At 33.1% G+C, this 16,171-nt stretch carries 19 protein-coding genes, 4 pseudogenes and 1 riboswitch; of the genes and pseudogenes, 5 read left to right on the top strand and 18 right to left on the bottom strand.

The window, feature by feature from the left end:
• Positions 1 to 36: 36 nt before the first annotated feature.
• The 16 genes and pseudogenes from WQ54_RS15740 to WQ54_RS15670 form a co-directional block, all read right to left on the bottom strand.
• Positions 37 to 303, bottom strand: coding sequence for a phage holin (locus WQ54_RS15740; RefSeq protein ID WP_156177982.1), 267 nt, complete (start codon positions 301 to 303; stop codon positions 37 to 39).
• Positions 304 to 315: 12 nt separating this feature from the next.
• Positions 316 to 600, bottom strand: coding sequence for a hypothetical protein (locus tag WQ54_RS15735; RefSeq protein ID WP_046585303.1), 285 nt, complete (start codon positions 598 to 600; stop codon positions 316 to 318).
• 111 nt (positions 601 to 711) lie between these two features.
• Positions 712 to 1,818, bottom strand: a complete 1,107-nt coding sequence (locus WQ54_RS15730) for an endospore germination permease (protein WP_046585301.1) — start codon at positions 1,816 to 1,818, stop codon at positions 712 to 714.
• A 288-nt stretch (positions 1,819 to 2,106) separates the two neighbouring features.
• A complete protein-coding gene (locus tag WQ54_RS33670) occupies positions 2,107 to 2,268 on the bottom strand; it encodes a hypothetical protein (protein WP_156177979.1) in 162 nt (53 codons plus the stop codon).
• Positions 2,269 to 2,369: 101 nt separating this feature from the next.
• Complete coding sequence (locus tag WQ54_RS15725; RefSeq protein ID WP_046585299.1) at positions 2,370 to 4,682, bottom strand: hypothetical protein; 2,313 nt, start codon at positions 4,680 to 4,682, stop codon at positions 2,370 to 2,372.
• Positions 4,683 to 4,714: 32 nt separating this feature from the next.
• Positions 4,715 to 4,963, bottom strand: a complete 249-nt coding sequence (locus WQ54_RS15720; protein WP_046585298.1) for a hypothetical protein — start codon at positions 4,961 to 4,963, stop codon at positions 4,715 to 4,717.
• Between the two features lie 11 nt (positions 4,964 to 4,974).
• Positions 4,975 to 6,819 carry a phage tail protein gene (locus tag WQ54_RS15715; RefSeq protein WP_052737818.1) on the bottom strand — a complete coding sequence of 615 codons (1,845 nt, stop codon included), beginning with the start codon at positions 6,817 to 6,819 and terminating at the stop codon, positions 4,975 to 4,977.
• Positions 6,820 to 6,830: 11 nt separating this feature from the next.
• The gene (locus tag WQ54_RS15710; RefSeq protein WP_046585296.1) at positions 6,831 to 7,745 is read right to left on the bottom strand and encodes a phage tail domain-containing protein; all 915 of its coding nucleotides are present in this window, start codon (positions 7,743 to 7,745) and stop codon (positions 6,831 to 6,833) included.
• Between the two features lie 3 nt (positions 7,746 to 7,748).
• A complete protein-coding gene (locus WQ54_RS15705; RefSeq protein ID WP_046585294.1) occupies positions 7,749 to 7,979 on the bottom strand; it encodes a hypothetical protein in 231 nt (76 codons plus the stop codon).
• A 53-nt stretch (positions 7,980 to 8,032) separates the two neighbouring features.
• Positions 8,033 to 8,329, bottom strand: a pseudogene (locus WQ54_RS32725) (phage terminase large subunit); the annotation flags it as partial.
• Entirely contained in the window at positions 8,329 to 9,057 is a 729-nt protein-coding gene (gene terS, locus WQ54_RS15695; RefSeq protein ID WP_046585291.1) for a phage terminase small subunit, read from the bottom strand. The pseudogene WQ54_RS32725 and the gene terS, both read right to left, overlap by 1 nt.
• Before the next feature lie 75 nt (positions 9,058 to 9,132).
• The gene (locus WQ54_RS15690) at positions 9,133 to 9,453 is read right to left on the bottom strand and encodes a hypothetical protein (protein ID WP_046585289.1); all 321 of its coding nucleotides are present in this window, start codon (positions 9,451 to 9,453) and stop codon (positions 9,133 to 9,135) included.
• Positions 9,454 to 9,614: 161 nt separating this feature from the next.
• Entirely contained in the window at positions 9,615 to 9,842 is a 228-nt protein-coding gene (locus tag WQ54_RS15685) for a hypothetical protein (protein ID WP_046585287.1), read from the bottom strand.
• Positions 9,843 to 9,956: 114 nt separating this feature from the next.
• Positions 9,957 to 10,466, bottom strand: a pseudogene (locus WQ54_RS15680) (sigma-70 family RNA polymerase sigma factor).
• Between the two features lie 95 nt (positions 10,467 to 10,561).
• The gene (locus WQ54_RS15675; RefSeq protein WP_046585285.1) at positions 10,562 to 11,113 is read right to left on the bottom strand and encodes a hypothetical protein; all 552 of its coding nucleotides are present in this window, start codon (positions 11,111 to 11,113) and stop codon (positions 10,562 to 10,564) included.
• A complete protein-coding gene (locus WQ54_RS15670; protein ID WP_046585284.1) occupies positions 11,114 to 11,314 on the bottom strand; it encodes an XtrA/YqaO family protein in 201 nt (66 codons plus the stop codon).
• 445 nt (positions 11,315 to 11,759) lie between these two features.
• Between WQ54_RS15670 and WQ54_RS32720 the strand changes: the two genes are divergently transcribed.
• The 5 genes and pseudogenes from WQ54_RS32720 to WQ54_RS15660 all read left to right on the top strand — a co-directional run bounded on the left by WQ54_RS32720 (position 11,760) and on the right by WQ54_RS15660 (position 15,074).
• Positions 11,760 to 11,888 carry an anti-repressor SinI family protein gene (locus tag WQ54_RS32720; RefSeq protein ID WP_084822104.1) on the top strand — a complete coding sequence of 43 codons (129 nt, stop codon included), beginning with the start codon at positions 11,760 to 11,762 and terminating at the stop codon, positions 11,886 to 11,888.
• Positions 11,889 to 11,986: 98 nt separating this feature from the next.
• A pseudogene (locus WQ54_RS15665) lies at positions 11,987 to 12,799 on the top strand (ATP-dependent DNA ligase).
• A 163-nt stretch (positions 12,800 to 12,962) separates the two neighbouring features.
• Positions 12,963 to 13,046: riboswitch (cyclic di-GMP riboswitch) on the top strand.
• 28 nt (positions 13,047 to 13,074) lie between these two features.
• Positions 13,075 to 13,206, top strand: a complete 132-nt coding sequence (gene sinI / locus WQ54_RS33665; protein ID WP_197089607.1) for a DNA-binding anti-repressor SinI — start codon at positions 13,075 to 13,077, stop codon at positions 13,204 to 13,206.
• Between the two features lie 476 nt (positions 13,207 to 13,682).
• Positions 13,683 to 13,820, top strand: coding sequence for a hypothetical protein (locus WQ54_RS33660; RefSeq protein WP_156177977.1), 138 nt, complete (start codon positions 13,683 to 13,685; stop codon positions 13,818 to 13,820).
• A 1,020-nt stretch (positions 13,821 to 14,840) separates the two neighbouring features.
• Positions 14,841 to 15,074: an aspartyl-phosphate phosphatase Spo0E family protein gene (locus tag WQ54_RS15660; RefSeq protein WP_046585282.1), complete on the top strand. Its 234-nt coding sequence runs from the start codon at positions 14,841 to 14,843 to the stop codon at positions 15,072 to 15,074.
• 132 nt (positions 15,075 to 15,206) lie between these two features.
• Here the strand turns inward: WQ54_RS15660 and istB are convergent, their stop codons facing one another.
• A complete protein-coding gene (istB, locus tag WQ54_RS15655) occupies positions 15,207 to 15,959 on the bottom strand; it encodes an IS21-like element helper ATPase IstB (RefSeq protein WP_046585280.1) in 753 nt (250 codons plus the stop codon).
• Positions 15,952 to 16,171 (bottom strand): annotated as a pseudogene (locus WQ54_RS34295) (IS21 family transposase); the annotation flags it as partial. The gene istB and the pseudogene WQ54_RS34295, both read right to left, overlap by 8 nt.

The raw sequence follows: 16,171 nt of genomic DNA, 5'->3' as shown, positions 1-16,171 counted from the left end.
CTCTCCTTTGAAACAAAAAAGCCACCGAATTGCAGCTTATTTTTTGATTAAACCTTGAGCTTGTAATGTTTTCTTTTGCAATTGACCTTTCTCTGTCACATAGTTGTTTTTGAACCAGGCTAAAAGTGAAGTCACAATTGTAAATACCATAGATCCTAATAAATAAACACCATCAATAAGACTGGTTACGTGACCTTCTACTATTGGGATTGGTGATTTCCCAAACATTATGAGTGATTGATTTATTAGGGCAACAAAAAGAAGCACCGTCCGAATGACCGTACCTTTGTCTAAATTAACTATAATATTTTTCATTTAAACCTCTCCCTTATGTTCAATTTTATCAAGTCGTTTATGTGCCTGTTTAGAGATTTCTTCTACTCTAACAACTCTGTCTGACAAATCCCTTACCCGTTGTTCATTTGCTCGAATATCAATACGAATAGATTCCACACCTTGACTTATGTTATCAAGCTTTGTTCGGATTACAGCCGATTCAGTAGCATCGTTTTTTACATCTTTATCCCGGTTTCGACTAAATGTAAAAATGCCAATTAAGAAACTTCCTATAGCAATTAATACTGTTAATTCAACTGCCATCTGAATCACCTCTTTAAATGTACAATAAAAGAGCCTTTTCGGCTCTAATTGAAATAGTTTAAATTAATGTATTTTTCTTTTCCTCTTCTTTTCAACTTTAATCAATTAAATTCAGGTAGAATTATTATGGTTTAATTTTTTTCGAATAAAGGCGATGCAAAGTAATATTATTGGTATGATTATTTGCAATGGAACATGGAAGTATGGAACATAATATTCTATACCAATTTCTAGATGTTCCGGAAAATTATTTCCAATTAATAAAGATAAAGGGGTAATAATAGTGCCTAAAGCTAGTAATACCGATTTATTCTGATTTATTTTGATTAACTGAGAAATCCCAATAGCAGCCCCAAATGTCCAACCCCCAACCTTAAAAAATACACCTGATACCATCATTAAAATAATTAATGCGTCAAATCGTTCAAGGAAATCTGCTATTGTAACCATCCGAGTAGCTGAAAGAAGAGTGAACCAACTTCTTCCATATATTTCAGAACCTAGAACGCACAAAATAATAATTGCATTTAATGTTAGTATTAATCCACTAACTAAAATTATTAAATTTCCTACCATTCTGATATTACTTTTGTTATTTAAAAACGGAAAAAACATCATGATTATAATCGTTTCTCCAAATGGGAAGTTTACAACAGTAGGGTAAACCTCTTTCAATACTGGTTTTAAACCATTGCCTAATACAGGAGTTAGGTTTTTAATAGTAAATTCCTCTACACTAAATAATAAAACCCAAACCACAACTAGGGACATAATGTAAATTGGAAAGACTGTTTCCCCCATTCTTCCAAGAGTCTCAACTCCCCCACGAAGACAATAAATCACTAATACAACAAAAATTCCGATTATAACCACCATCGGGGTTTCTACTAATATGGTAGTGTTAAGTAATGTACCAAGATCTCGACATGCTCTTGCTGCAGAATATATAAAATGCAAAAGATAGAGAATAATCAAAGGAAAAGATAGATACTTTCCAATTATCTTAGGTAGCATTGTAACCAATGTATCTTCTGGATAATATAGTGATAATTGGGTAAATACCCCCATTAATATCAAACTCGAGAACATACTGAATAATATTACTATCCATGAATCCTGTTTAGCTCCTGCACCTAATCCTAAAATAATCGCAGTTCCAAATTCAAAACCAACAATTACATAAAAAAGTTGAAGTGCACTTATTTTTTGCTCCTTCATAACGTCTCCTCTAGAATAAAAAAAACCCTGATTTTTCTATATCAGAACGGAATTTTCCTTTTTTCTTATTATTTCCAGCGAAGAACTTATGCAAACTTAAAAGGAATTGGTACATACTATAATCTTTTTAAATACTGGATTTAAACTGCCGTCTGATCACCTCCTTAAAGGCAAAATAAAAAGCCAAGATTAGGGTGACTACTTTGGTACTCAAAAACTTCTAGGGTGAAAAATTACTTTAATTAGAGAGGGAGGGACAATTTTTAGAAAGAGCAATCAGAGTTACAGTTAAGCTAAGATAAGAATTCCTTTATTTTTAGCAGCTTCTTTTATAAGGTGTAATTCAGCCTTCATTGCTTCTGTAAACATTTTCTTATCTATTTTGAGTTTAAATTCAAAATAAAACTCTATTATCATCTCAATTGTTAATTCGTCATATTGAGAATGCAATGATTCACCACCTCTTGCCCATCTCCTCTCGTTTCATAGATACCCTATTTAATTAATGATTAACCCCCAAAACACTATTCTACATCTTGATATATTACTCATTACTGACCTGATGCCATCCAATCTGAACCGTCCCAAATTAAAGTGATAGCCTGTTCATTACTCAATACCTTATTTGCTGCCCCATAAAGAATGGCGTTATACGTAGATCCTGTTCTGATTGTAATCGTATTCGCTCCCGAACCACTATTTCGAATAATAAGTAACTGACCACGTTTATATCCATCAGGTAAAGCACCCATAGTCCAATTTCCTGTTGTTGATCTTAAACGTAGATAAATAACGTCATTTGCATTGTTAGCTATGTTAGGTATCTGATTATCTGCAGTTACATCTTGATAGATGGTCATGTTCGGGATTGTTTCATCTTTAGAACCAAAGAAAAAATTTGAGATATCTTTTGAGATTGTGACATTCTTATCTGATTTAAAATTTGTAAACCTTGCAACATTTGCGGTTGTATCTAAACTTTCTATAATTACGTTTCCTGTAGTTGCTCCAAAAACAGCACGAACATCATCAGCAGTTAAAGTTGCAGCATTAGATAAACCAAAGATTCTTCCATTCGAAGAAGCATAACCTGTTAAATCAATATCTACATTCTTGAATGTAACTTTCGAATTATCTGCAACAATAAAACGGACATAGCTTGCTGTTTGTTTTGAGATAAGTGTTGCACCTTCGACATTAACCTCTGCATTTACAAAAAGGAATATTCGAGAACCTCCAATACACTCAAAACTTCCCCCGACAATTCGAAATTTATCTACCCCTATACCTGAACCTGTCTTATTTACATATACTGCATAATCACTTGCTCCAATAACCTTACAATTTTCTAGAATGACTTCTTTGGTTGACTCCGGATATTGCTCAAATATATTAAAACCATATCGACAATTCAATGCAGTACAATTGTTGAATCCTATTTTTCTTCCCCGTGCGCTGAATCCAGATCCCGAAGCATCCATGCCTCTATAGTTTCCAACTGAGGTACAGTCATTGAACTTGATATTAAAGGCTTCGTCATGTGTATCAAAACCTGTATTCGAACACCCCTGGGCAAATCCACTTACATTTGTATTTGCACTTCTTCCATAGCTTTCGAAATCAGTTGATCCCGCAGGTATATCATTCGTATTTGTTGTATAACCATGTCTGCAATCTATAAAAAGGCTTGAAAACACATTTCCATATTCGCAAGAAATATCATTAATGCCATATCCATAACATCCACCAGAAGGATTGTTTTTCAGATTCTTCACTTTCAAATCAGATATGGTGTATCTATATAAACCAACTAATGTTAAGAATGACGCATAACCTCTTAAACATCTAACATTATGGATAGATACATCTTGTGCAGCTCTAATCGAAACTAAAGTTGCATTCCATCCATTTGTATCACCTTCAGGCAACGAATCAAACGTTATTCCCTCAATGTTAAAAGAAATATCTTTCAATCTAACAAGTCGAACATTGGTTGAGTAGGTTTCCCTTAATATCCCTGTCAAATAGACATCACTTGAAACAACATCCCCAACGATTGCGTATTCTCCTCTTCTTCGCTTGTCAGTTGTACTGGTTGTTTTCGCCCCTTCGATTTCATCATCAGAAATAACTCTGACAACATCACCTTTCTCCAAAATTGGTACTGAAGATAAGGTTACCTTTGATACATTCATAGAACCTTGACCTTCGAAATCATAACTTGTGGTAGATATGGCACTCACGCTATAAGCAGTATCCCAACCGCCTTTTAAAGAAATGACAGTAGAATTTGTTAACTGGATGATTCTTGCACCATAACCAATCAAAGAAATACTTTTTCCTATTGAACTAACATTTGTAATGTAATAGTCATCAGGGGGGAAAATGATTGTTCCTTTGTCAGGTAAATCTAGAAGAGCTTGTGCAAAGGCTTGTGTCCAATCAACCCCTTGAGCTATTGCGACTTTTAAATGATCATATTCCGCAATACTTATATAGTAATCTAGCTTTTTTTCAGAAGCATCAAGACGAGCCTTCAATAAAGGATAAGTTGTACCCTTAGCTGTTGTTCTTGCCTGCAATGTTTCAGCATCAGAAGTTCCACTTTCTATAATAATTGTGTCTAGTTGTGCTTGTGTACTAACTGCTTTTGTCTCAGCAGTTTGAGCATATTGCTTAGCTTCATTAGCTGCGTTTATCGCATTGGCTGCTCTAGTTATGGCATCTTCTGCCTGCTGTGGAAGCGACTTTAAAAGTGTAAAATTACCGTTAATCTTTTGGTAATTTGAATTATTGTTATTTCTAATTTCTCTTAAAGATATTTCATCTGGATGAAGGTCTAATTGTTTTATTTCATCTGCCATAAATTCGCCTCCTTAATCCAATAAATGAGAGACTATGATGAAAGTTCAGTCGGCTTTGGCGAGTCTATCACTTCTTCTATTCTTTCGCCATCTTTTAAAATGAGATCTGGTTTGAATCCGTTAATCACAACTTTAAATTTTAAAATGTTATCAAGAATGAGTTTGTCCCGAATAAAGAAAAACGCGTATTCCTTGTCAGGTCTAGGATTTGTTCCTCCTAAGCCTTCTACTACATTACCCGTTCCATCAACATTTACGTATATTCTCATTTCTTCTTCCATGTTTTCCCCTCTTAGCCAAATTGATAAACTCCATCAATACGGCAACCAACTTCTTCTGCAGCATCAATTGATCGGAACTTAATATAAAACCTAATACTTGAATAACTTGGTTTTCCTAAATCAATTGTCATTTCGAAAAACGTACCACCAATTGAATTAGGATCATAGTGAATTGTCATTACTTGATAAAAACTAATTCCGCCTGCATAAGATTGAACAGCTAATCCTAAATCACCATTATTAACAATGGCATATCCTTCAACCTTCAAATATCTTCCTACGTGAGTCGTTCTGTAAGCTCCTAACTCTTCATATGTTTGAACAGTTGTTCTGTAATAACGATCACGTTCTGTCGTATTGTATCCAATGAATTTTGGTGAGGTTTCTTGAACTGCAACATCTTGTTTAGGAACACCGTTTTCTACCCATACAGCTCCATCAGGACGAATAATTTTAATTGCTCCGTTTCCTACTGTAAGCATTCCTGGAACGATTTCGACATACTTACTAGGATCAACATAATCAATAGACTTAAACTGATCTCCTGTAATATACATCTTTCCGGTAGCACCTTGAATCCTAACAAATGCAGTGTTTATTGTCCCCGTTGTGACAACATCCGCAACAAGACCTGAACCTGTTAAGGCATTTTCAAAGGTCTGGCCACCATCATCAGAAATCCCTATTCCAGCAGAATTAAAAAGAACCAACTTGTTAGGGTTGGTTTTATCAATAGCGAGAATTCCTCCATTGTCTGGGAATTGCAGCTCTGTTTGGGCATTTTGTAAAGCGATTGTTGCCTGCTGTACTGCAATTGCAAGTGCTTCAAAAGGCAAAGGTCTCTTACCCTCGATTGCATCTGCCAGCGACTTTGTAGCATTATGCATACGTCGTTGTTGTTCAAATATATTACTAAAATTAGAAAGAGTAACATCACAATCTATTACCTTTCCTTTCTTGTCCAGTAATTCAACGATTTCAACAATACGAGTATCTACCTTCATATTGAAACGATCTTCAACAAGGATGATGACATCCCCTTCATCCGGATGGTTCTTGTTATAACCATTTGCCCTAAGATCAGAGAGTTTAACAGTTAAGGAAATCTTCAAACTTTTATCAACGGCTTCTTTTACTTTATTTTTTAGATTCTCAGCATTTGTAAAACGTTCATCGCGAATAGCTTTAATAGGTCTTTCACCGTAAATATCAGCTAGAGGAGATCGATAAGTCACATGCAATTTGTCTTTTCCGAATCCTTCGCCATAAGTGGAGAAATCAAGTGCATCCACTTCACGTTCAATTGATTCTAGATTAAACTTGTGACGGTATTGAAAATCTGTTGTGTTACCTATTTTATCTTGGAGAGTAACGAATTTACCTTGAACTTTAAATTCCGATTTGTATCTCTCTAAAGCTGTTTTAAATAGTTCAAGTCCAAAGTCGTCACCAAAGTTTTCAAAGTTCTGAGCATAAAAGGAGCCAATAATATTAAAAGTGTATCCTGATCCCTCAAAGATGAAATTCATCATATCTACAAATGTTTTCGTTCCAGTAAATATTTCATAGATATAATGGTTCCTCATGTCATCGTAAAAGCTATGCAAGCAGCTTATTTCTCTTGAATAACTGTTACCCTCTGACACATCTCGGTAATAAACAATAGGGTATTCTTCACCTACAAAATCAATTAATCTCCAATACTTATCTATGGCATCAAAGAAATGAGCGTTTTGTTTTGTTTTTTCAAGCTTAAAGGAAAATTCCTTCTCACCATTAACCCTTCGTTTACGGATAATATTAGAGGCACCAGTAAGCAAGTATACTGTACCGTTTAAATCTTTAATCGCTAACATGATGTGACTCCTTATCTAAAGTACCAACGAAAATCAAAAGATAATGTTCCATTAGTGGCTCCTGTTACTTGAATCGTGTTCCATCCAGGCTCAAGTGTAATTAATTCTAAGTTTGTGTTACGCACAATAGATAAACCATTTAGTCTAGAATCAATACCATCAATCTCAAGTAAATTCCCTTCAACTGTACTTCCAGAAAAACTCCATTCTGTCCAGTTTGTATCATTAAACAAAGTTAGATCTTTGCTTGCACCTCTGTATTCTATTAAGAGGTACATGCCTTCTGCTGGATCAACTCTCTCAGTACCACCGTTATAGACTTGTATAGTTGTAGGATTAGCAAAAACATATTGTGGTTCTTCTCCGAATAGTTCAGCTTGTCCAACTGTCCATATGTTGTTCTCAACTTCACCAGTACCATTACCGATAATGAAAGGTGTGAGAGTTGTAGCAGTGGTTTCTCCGAAAGGTAATCCAACTGTTTCAAACTCTATAGTATCTAATCCCCACAATCCTCTTTGATCAGGTGCTAAGTTACTTGTTCTACGAACTAAATACCTTTTGCCGTAAATAATGTCTGATTCAAATCCAGTAAAACGGCCTTGTTTCTCTCCAGGTGCTTCGAAATTCATCAATCCTAACGATCTTCCTTCATATATCCAAAACTCTTCTATTCCACCAAGCCAAGCATATATTTCATCTCTCAAGAGAGGATAATCCATTAAGTCCACTGCTTTAAACATAAAAGGCACTGTTATAGTTCTTGGACCATAATCAGCACCTTTGTCAATGTTTCCCGGTCTGCCTGTTATCTCTGACTTATATTGCCTTACGCCTGCTGTTCCTACAAGAAAGTCACGGACGATAAGACTGAGGTCAGAGAACTTTTTACGTTCACCGTTCAGTTTTTCAATTAATACATCCATCGATTACTTACCTCCAAATCCATCTGTAATACGTGATTTTCTTGCATTCCCTCTTTCCACATATGAAACAACCTTTTCTCCATCCCACTCGTTATAAACATTGATGACTGGTTCTGGCATTTCAAAGGATGAAACTTCGGCTCCTATGTCTTGGCGAATACGACCAAAGTCAGAGCTTGTTAACCCCGTATCGATAGCAAGTTGTGCACGTTGTGATTGTAATAAGCTAGTCATCGATGCTTGAACACTTCTTCTTGCCCTTGCAATTGAATCCTTAATCGGTCCACCAAAATCTTTGAACCATTTGGAAAACGTATCTGCATTGGAAAACTAATACATCGAATGTTATGATCTAATTCCAAATCTGTAATTATTTCTTCAAGCAAGGAAAAAGTTGAATCCCTATGCGTATCATAAACTTCACGAACAACCAATGCTGTTCTTTTTTCTTCAAGAAGCTTGAGAATGAGTTTGAGAGCAACATGATAACTCTTAGATGAACCATAGCCTCCAACAAGGAAATAAAACTTCTGGGACCAATCAAACTAAAAATCTTCAAAGTGTGGATTGACCTCTTTTTCGATCATGATCCATCACCTTTACTCTTACGTTTGATTAGAATTTCAATTGGTTTGTCATCAGAACCTTTAGATATTTTATCTACCTCTGCTTTTGTCTTTTCGATATTTAATCGCATATGCTCCAATTTAAGACGTCTTTCATCATCAGCAGAGGTTAATTCATCAAACTGCTTTATAAGGCTTCTTAATTCAGACATTGCCCTAGACTGAGCATTAAGAAAAGTAGTATGTTTATCCCAAGGGAATTGGATTTCCCATTCTGTTTCCATCATTTCTTGATCCTCAGACACCATGCTCTTTTGCTTTTTAATCTCTTTTGTTATGTCTTCTTGATTCTTAACAAACATAATCTGTTGAGCACGAATAATAGCAGCATATTGGATTTGTATTTGATCCCAAATTAAATCAGCAGCTGAACGTTCTTTCATATCTTCCATAATCTCTAAGGTTTCTTCTGGAAGGTACTTGGAAAAGAATCCATGAGTAACAGCATTTTGATTACCTTTAGGTGCTCCACCATTATTGCCTTTTGCATTGATGTTCCCTTTAGGTGCACCTCTCTTTTTTGTGTGCACACTTTTTTCTTTGGGTGCACCCCTTTTACGATTCCAACCATAGAGCTTTTTCCAAGACTTCACCGTGTTGATAGATACCTCATACTTTTCAGCAATGTCTTTGTATTTCATCCCTTTTACATAATCTTTTTCAGCAAGTACATATTTTTCAGCCATTCTACATCACCTGCACCCCCTATTATTTGAGTTATTTTGGAAAATAAAAAAGCACCTCGAAGGATGCTTTGTTTACTAAAAATATAATGATTGCAATAATACCTTTAACTCTCTTGCAGACTCTTCAACACCTTGGAAATAAGTTTCTTTATCAAGATCACTTTCATCAAGATATGCAAATTTTCCAAGAAAAGAATCAATTTGACTTGCAACCTCAGGAGAAGCGTTTTTATAATACGGAGATAAAGATGCAACTAAAACAGTAAAAGCATTTCCTACTCTGTCAATATAGTCTGCATCAATAACTCCATATAACCCACCTCTTCCACCTAACTCGAGAGCCCTACGTCCTGCCATTTCTAATAACATTGATATTTGGTGGTTGTTAACTGCCATATAATTACCTCCTTTTATGTACAAATAATATTTTTCTACACAAGGAGATAATATCCTTCTTTTTACCTAAAAACCTCTTCGGACAAGATACCTATTTAGTGTTTAAGAAGCAGTCCCACCCATTTCTATTTACTGCTAAATTACTTATCATTTCCTACATTTCAATTTAAAACACTATAAAGTGATTGGACTTTAGACTCGACCTCAATTACACTGATTAACTTAACTTCGTTCATATTTAAAATAAAATAAACATCATTTTCATCAGTAAAATTTATTATGCATTCTTCAGCTAATCTTTTATACACATTTTCTCTAGAGTCCGATTCTACTATTTGTGATACTGAAAAACCATTATCAAGGAAATAACTAATCTTATATTTATTCATTTTATCAACCCCCGAGCATATTGTACGAAACAAAAGGGGTGTTTTTGGCTATAAAATCCATTATTAAATTTTCCCATCTCATAAATAGGTGGCAAACGTATGACAAAAAGAGCTTCATCTTGCTAAACAGAAAAGGCTCTCGTTTTTACGCTTCATCATTTTGTTTTCAGCTCGCTTTATATGTGTTTGAACGGTTGATTTTTTAATACCTAAAATATCAGCAATCTCCTCATAAGAGAACAATTTCACTTTGTTCAATAAGAAAATCTCCTTCTCACGACTTGTTAAGACAGATAAAGCATCCTCAATTCTATTATCAGCACTAGAAGTATTTTCTTCTGAATCCTTATAAATCCCCTTACTAAATGTTTCTATTATCTTCGGATCTTTAAAAAGCATCCTCTTATAAGAATCTCATCGATCATACCCTCTTTTCGCCCCAGGCTGTCGCCCCGTTTCTAACCACTCAATAGTAAATTCCAAATCGCTGATCATCCTGCTGATTATTTTTTTATCAGTTGCTTGTTTTGCAGTTATTTTTTCAGGAGGAATTTTCTTATATGTATTGTACATTATCCGTACTTCCTTTAACGATCGTTTATATTCAAAAATTAAATCTTCCACTTGATCAGCTCCCTTTCATTCATATAAAAAAGGGACACCAATCAAAACACAGAAAAACTGTGTAAAGATCAGTGTCCTCCAGATGGCTGGTAGAACTATATTAAGTTTTGATAAGTCAAATCAATATCGTTAATTATTTGTCCGTTATTTAATTTAATTATTTGAGTTTTTATTGAGTATTCATTATTCTCCATATCTAACCAATCAATTTTTATATATCCCTCCATCTCTATTCCATTTTTATCCTTGATTACAATTGAAAAAGCTTCATAATTTTCTTTTACCTCTTCATTATTTTCCCTATTTGATATATCCCCTTTAAAGTGTTGACTAATTGATAGACCGTCTCCTATCCACTCAACATTTTTAATAAAATAGAAGGGAAATCCTTCATTCGTTATAACAAACCAATAAGACCTACTGTTTCCTTTAATACTATTAAATGTTTTTATTTTAAATAATAAATTATATCTATTATTTATTTCTCCACTTTGCTTATTAATTTGCTTTTCAGTTAAAATAACTGCAACTATTGCAATTATTACTGAAATTAATGCAATTGATATTAATATTATTTGTATCCAATCTGTTGGAGTTAGACAATTCCAAAGTCTTTCACAAGTTTCTTTAATTAGAAATTTATCCACTCAAAACGCTTCCCCCTCATCAAACTTATCGCGTTTCACCTTACCTTGATGAGTGATTATCTTCGTTTCACCATGGGAAGGTAACTCGGTTATTTTAGCTTTACCTTCGCACAGAACAATGGCAAAACTTCCTTTTAGTTCCATTATATCAACCTCTAGTCTCATTGTACTAGGGTTTATTTTTAATTCTTGTAACCTCACAAAGACCCCTCCCTGTCGAATTATTTATGTAGAGGAAATTTCTTCTTATATGAATTATTTATAAATCTTTAACAATAATATTGGAGGTTTTATGAAGTTTTTTCTAGGAATTCTTTTTGCTCTACCAGCTGTAAAATTAGTAAAATCACTAATAATAGAAATTGATAACCTTTAAATAGTCAGGTTGACGCCTGGCTATTTTTGTTCACTTTTTCCTTTAACTATTTATTAATCTTATATTTTTTGTTCGACAAAAAATAACAATAGGTGTTTTAATTTGTCTAATTAATTTGGTTTAATTTCCCAGTAAAAAGTAGTATTATAGATATATATTTAATTTGAGATAAAGGCAAATCTCCTAAAAAAATAGGAATCACATCTCTATTTATAGTGTTTTTAACTTAGATGGCTATATGCCGAAATATATATATTTTAGGAGGTTAATATGGTAATTTCACCTATCAAAGAAAATAGTTTAGACGAAGAATGGGTTGATCTAATCTTATACGCCCGAGAATTAGGTATTTCAGTTGAAGAAATTAGGGAATTCTTTAATAAACACTCTTTGACCTGAATAGGTCCCCCCTTTCATTTTCTATCAAATAAGAATTAACTCCAATTCCCAGTAAATTTACATCTCATAGAATGCTAAAATTACTATGAGGTGTTTTTATGTTCATATCACCAATGTTATTGCATAAATCAGATCATCCATTCGATGATGATTCCTATATAACAGAGCTTAAGTTAGATGGGATTCGTATCATTTGGACTAAGTTTAGCGATAAGGTCCGAATCTTTACACGACATAACAATGAAGTTACTGCTATATATCCAGAATTAACTGAAATAGACTTACCAAATGGCACCGTTCTTGACGGTGAAATTTTAGTCTCAGATGAAAATGGTAAACCTGACTTTGAAGCTACAATGGAACGATTTAGATCAAAGAATGTACCTTACGGTGTCCAATAATGTGTATTTGATGTCATTCAACATAACGGTATTAAGGTATATAACTTTCCGTTACTCTCCCGTAAGGAACTTTTAAATAAAATAATTCCCTCCAATCATCCTAATATTGCAGTTGTTCAATGGATTCCTGGTAATGCTAATGCTTATTTTGATTTGATTAAGCAACAAGACTTAGAAGGGATTGTGTTAAAAAAATCTGATTCTTTTTATGACATCGGTAAACGTTCATACAATTGGCTAAAAGTAATCAATTATCAGTATGAAGATGTTTACATTACTGGAATACGTAAAGATGAATTTGGTGTATTATTATCATTCCTTGATGGTAAACCCGCTGGATTAATGGAGTTTATTCCACCAAATGATCGTAAGAAGTTAAATTCCATGTATAAAGTTCATTCTGAAAATGACAAGTTTTTATTCATTGAACCTATTAAATGTCGTGTGAAATATCGAAATCTAACTAAGCAAGGAAAATTACGTATACCTTCAATTGTGGAGTGGTTATAACTCCACTCTTTTAAAAAGTCAGGTTTCCACCAGGCTTATTTATTTAGCTTTTTCCTTTAACTGTTTTTATCTAATAATTTTTCTTGGAAAAATAATGTTTATATCTTGTCTAATTAATTGGTTTAATTCATCAAATAAAAGTAGTAAAATAAATATATGTTTAATTAGATAAAGGCAAACCTTTTGAAAAATAGGGACGCAAAGCTCCAGGTCTAAGGTTTTAAACTAAGATGGCTGAGCTGCCTAAAATATTTTTATATTTTAGGAGGTCAACAGTGTTAATAGAATTAATAAAAGAAAAAGGGTTAGACAAAGATTGGACTGAACTATTTTTACATGCCCTTGAAATAGGTATTACAGTTGAAGAAATAATAGAATTCTTCAACAAAGATCCCAGACCTAATTAGGTCTTTTTTCTTTTCTCACTACTTTTCATAATACCCTCATTACTATCGCAAGATGAGACAACTAAACCTTTATATTTTCATGTTTAAGATTTTGTAAACTTCTTTAATTTTCATCGTTTTGTCTTTCTTTTTCTCACAAAATCCCCATAATTAAATTTATAAACACATAACTTTAGGAGTGGATTTATTTGAATAAAAACTTGGACATAAAAAATTTAGATAATGAATGGATTAATCTTCTTTTCCACGCTCTAGAATCAGGTATTCCTGCCTCAGAAATCAAAGAAATCTTATCCAAAATTAACACCTCAAAGAATTAACAATCTCTTGTATAATCCAAATACTATTGGTTATATTAACCAACAAGGTACAAGGTAAATCCTCTTTTTGTCCATATCATAGCCTTGTACCCTTCTTATCTGATTACAACCAAATTATAAGACGGTTTGTAATCTCAAAACATTTGGAGGCTAGTTATGGAAAAGGAAAATAATCAAAGAAAAGACTCAAAAGAAATAGATCAAATTTATCAAATAATGACTAATGGTTCAGATGAATTAAAAGAAATTATCCAAGAAACTACTGAAGGAACCAATAAAGATAAGAATATTTAATAGAATTTTATTAAAGAATTCCTTTCATAACCTCAAAGAACTAACACATATTTTGTATAATACTAATACTATTGGACACTTTAACCTACAAGGTACAAGGTTGTCCCAATTATCTTGTATTTGCATCATGACCTTGTACAGTATTTAAGCGAAGTGTCCTTTAAATTTTCTTGTTTATTTTGTTCTGAAACAAGCATTACAAATAATAAATTTATTTAGTCAATAATTTCGGAACCTCCAATAACCGAAACTGTTGCTCATTTATCCTCTTCTTAATTGACTGTTATCATTGGATAGCAGTCCTTTTTAATTTCGTGAATTAAAGAGATGCATTTACTTTTAATCAACGAAACTTCTTCAATCACACTTATTTAAATTGTCAATCCCAACGACATAAAGAAATCGTGTTGCAACTTTTAGTAATGTATATTACCAAGGAAGCCCCTCCTTCAAGGATTCCTTGTTAGAAAGGTCGAGTTATCTCGACTTTTTTATAAATTTTTAGCGAAATACAGCATTAGTTCTCTATAGCTCAACTTCTTCAAGAAACAAGTTTATACGGAACTTTGGCAAAGTTTTACGAACATATTGATCCAGAAAAACACATTTATTTTTACAGAAAACATATAAAATATGAAATGCAATTGGTTCAGCTTTATTGGGCATTACACAGTAGAGAAGACTATCCAGTTTGATTGTTAGATGAACCAATTGGCTCCTAACTTATCTAATGTATTTTCCTACATAACGTTATGTCACGCTTTAAGGCAAATCTAAAACCTATTATTTTTTTATTACATAAACTCTAATAGCATATACATTTAAATCCTTTATCATAGGAGGTATTCACCCTTTTGTTTCTGTTTTTTTCACTTAAAGCGACATTACAAAAAGAAAAAAACTATATATTTTGTTAAATTAATAGAATCTTTGTCGAAACTATTATTTTTCCTTGAAGTTTCTAATAAAATAGACTCATAGCTTATAAAATCTTATTTACAAGTAGATAGGAGGTAAGTTATGAATTTATATAATATTTTAATAACTTTTTTCCTAAATTTACGTATCTACTTACTAAGATATAGAATGATTAGTTCAGGAAAATCCAAGGGGCTTAATCACCCTTTAACAGTTAAATATAGTCAAGATTTAGATAGATATAGTTTTAAATATATACCATTACTTAAGAGGGGGGAAAAAGAAGCTTTTGTAAAGCTATTTCCCTTGCATTTTGCAGTCATCTCAATAATTTGAAAAGGGAAGTAAATTTCCCTTTTCCCTCTCATTTTCACCAAACTAATTTCAGTAAAAATAAATTAATCCCTCTTAAACTATAAATGTCAACCTAAGTATGTACACTTTTGATCGTTTAAGTATGTACAAATTCTACTCATTTTCTTTCGCAAGATGATCCTTGATTCGGTAAGATTCTCCAACAATACTTACTACTGTTGCGTGATGTAAAACCCGGTCTAAAATCGCATTGGCCAGTTTAGAATCTTGAAAGACTCCATCCCATGACTTGAAATTGATATTAGTTGTTAGAATTGTACTTCTCTTTTCATACCTTAGATCAATAAGTTGAAAGAACAATTTCGCATCTTCTGGATCAATAGGTAAATAGCCAATTTCATCAATAATAAGCAGTTTATATTTGGTATAATGCTTTAATCTTGCTTCTAAACGATTTTCAATTTTAGCTCTCTTTAACTGCTGGAGTAAATCATGGCACTTAATAAAATAAGTGCTGGTTCTCTTTTTAGCAGCTGCTATGCCGATGGCAGTGGCTAAATGAGTTTTCCCCACACCACTAGGGCCTAAAAATATAATATTTTCCTTTCTCTCAATAAATCGTAAAGTGATAAAATCAAGAATTTGTTGTTTATTAATCGACGGCTGAAATTCAAAGTCAAATTGGTTTAGTTCTTTTAAGTGGGGAAATGCCCCCACTTTTACCATTGAATGAATCATATTTTTCTCTCGAACATCAATTTCATAATTTGTGAGTTTTACAAGTGTTTCTACAAAAGATACTTGATTTCCAACACTAAAATCGATGGTTTCACTTAGATGCTGGATCATTTGCTTTAACTTTAAATATTCTAAATTTCGTACTAACTGTTGATAGGTGTTATTCATTTTTATACACATCTCCAATTGTCTCTAAATTTTTCTTTGCCAGATGATCAATATCAGGATAGTATGGAAGAGCTCTGCTGAGCTCAGCTTTGTAGTGCTCATCCTTGTAATTGATTTTTAATTGACTAATTTGGTGTTGGACAATTAACTCCGTGTTATAATAAATGAATAGTTGATCATCATATGCTTGTAAGCCAACAGTCTTCCCTTGA

The sequence above is a fragment of the Bacillus sp. SA1-12 genome (genome assembly GCF_000981385.1).
In the GTDB taxonomy this organism is placed as follows: Bacteria; Bacillota; Bacilli; order Bacillales; family Bacillaceae; genus Metabacillus.
Note: the sequence above shows the minus strand (reverse complement) of the source record. Positions and strands in the feature narration are given on the sequence as shown.

Coding starts and splice junctions, on each gene's coding strand:
- WQ54_RS15735 (WP_046585303.1), bottom strand. CDS start 600: ATGGCAGTTGAATTAACAGTATTAATTGCTATAGGAAGTTTCTTAATT.
- WQ54_RS15730 (WP_046585301.1), bottom strand. CDS start 1,818: ATGAAGGAGCAAAAAATAAGTGCACTTCAACTTTTTTATGTAATTGTT.
- WQ54_RS15725 (WP_046585299.1), bottom strand. CDS start 4,682: ATGGCAGATGAAATAAAACAATTAGACCTTCATCCAGATGAAATATCT.
- WQ54_RS15720 (WP_046585298.1), bottom strand. CDS start 4,963: ATGGAAGAAGAAATGAGAATATACGTAAATGTTGATGGAACGGGTAAT.
- WQ54_RS15715 (WP_052737818.1), bottom strand. CDS start 6,819: ATGTTAGCGATTAAAGATTTAAACGGTACAGTATACTTGCTTACTGGT.
- WQ54_RS15710 (WP_046585296.1), bottom strand. CDS start 7,745: ATGGATGTATTAATTGAAAAACTGAACGGTGAACGTAAAAAGTTCTCT.
- WQ54_RS15705 (WP_046585294.1), bottom strand. CDS start 7,979: ATGACTAGCTTATTACAATCACAACGTGCACAACTTGCTATCGATACG.
- terS (WP_046585291.1), bottom strand. CDS start 9,057: ATGGCTGAAAAATATGTACTTGCTGAAAAAGATTATGTAAAAGGGATG.
- WQ54_RS15690 (WP_046585289.1), bottom strand. CDS start 9,453: ATGGCAGTTAACAACCACCAAATATCAATGTTATTAGAAATGGCAGGA.
- WQ54_RS15685 (WP_046585287.1), bottom strand. CDS start 9,842: ATGAATAAATATAAGATTAGTTATTTCCTTGATAATGGTTTTTCAGTA.
- WQ54_RS32720 (WP_084822104.1), top strand. CDS start 11,760: ATGGTAATTTCACCTATCAAAGAAAATAGTTTAGACGAAGAATGGGTT.
- WQ54_RS33660 (WP_156177977.1), top strand. CDS start 13,683: ATGGAAAAGGAAAATAATCAAAGAAAAGACTCAAAAGAAATAGATCAA.
- WQ54_RS15660 (WP_046585282.1), top strand. CDS start 14,841: ATGAATTTATATAATATTTTAATAACTTTTTTCCTAAATTTACGTATC.
- istB (WP_046585280.1), bottom strand. CDS start 15,959: ATGAATAACACCTATCAACAGTTAGTACGAAATTTAGAATATTTAAAG.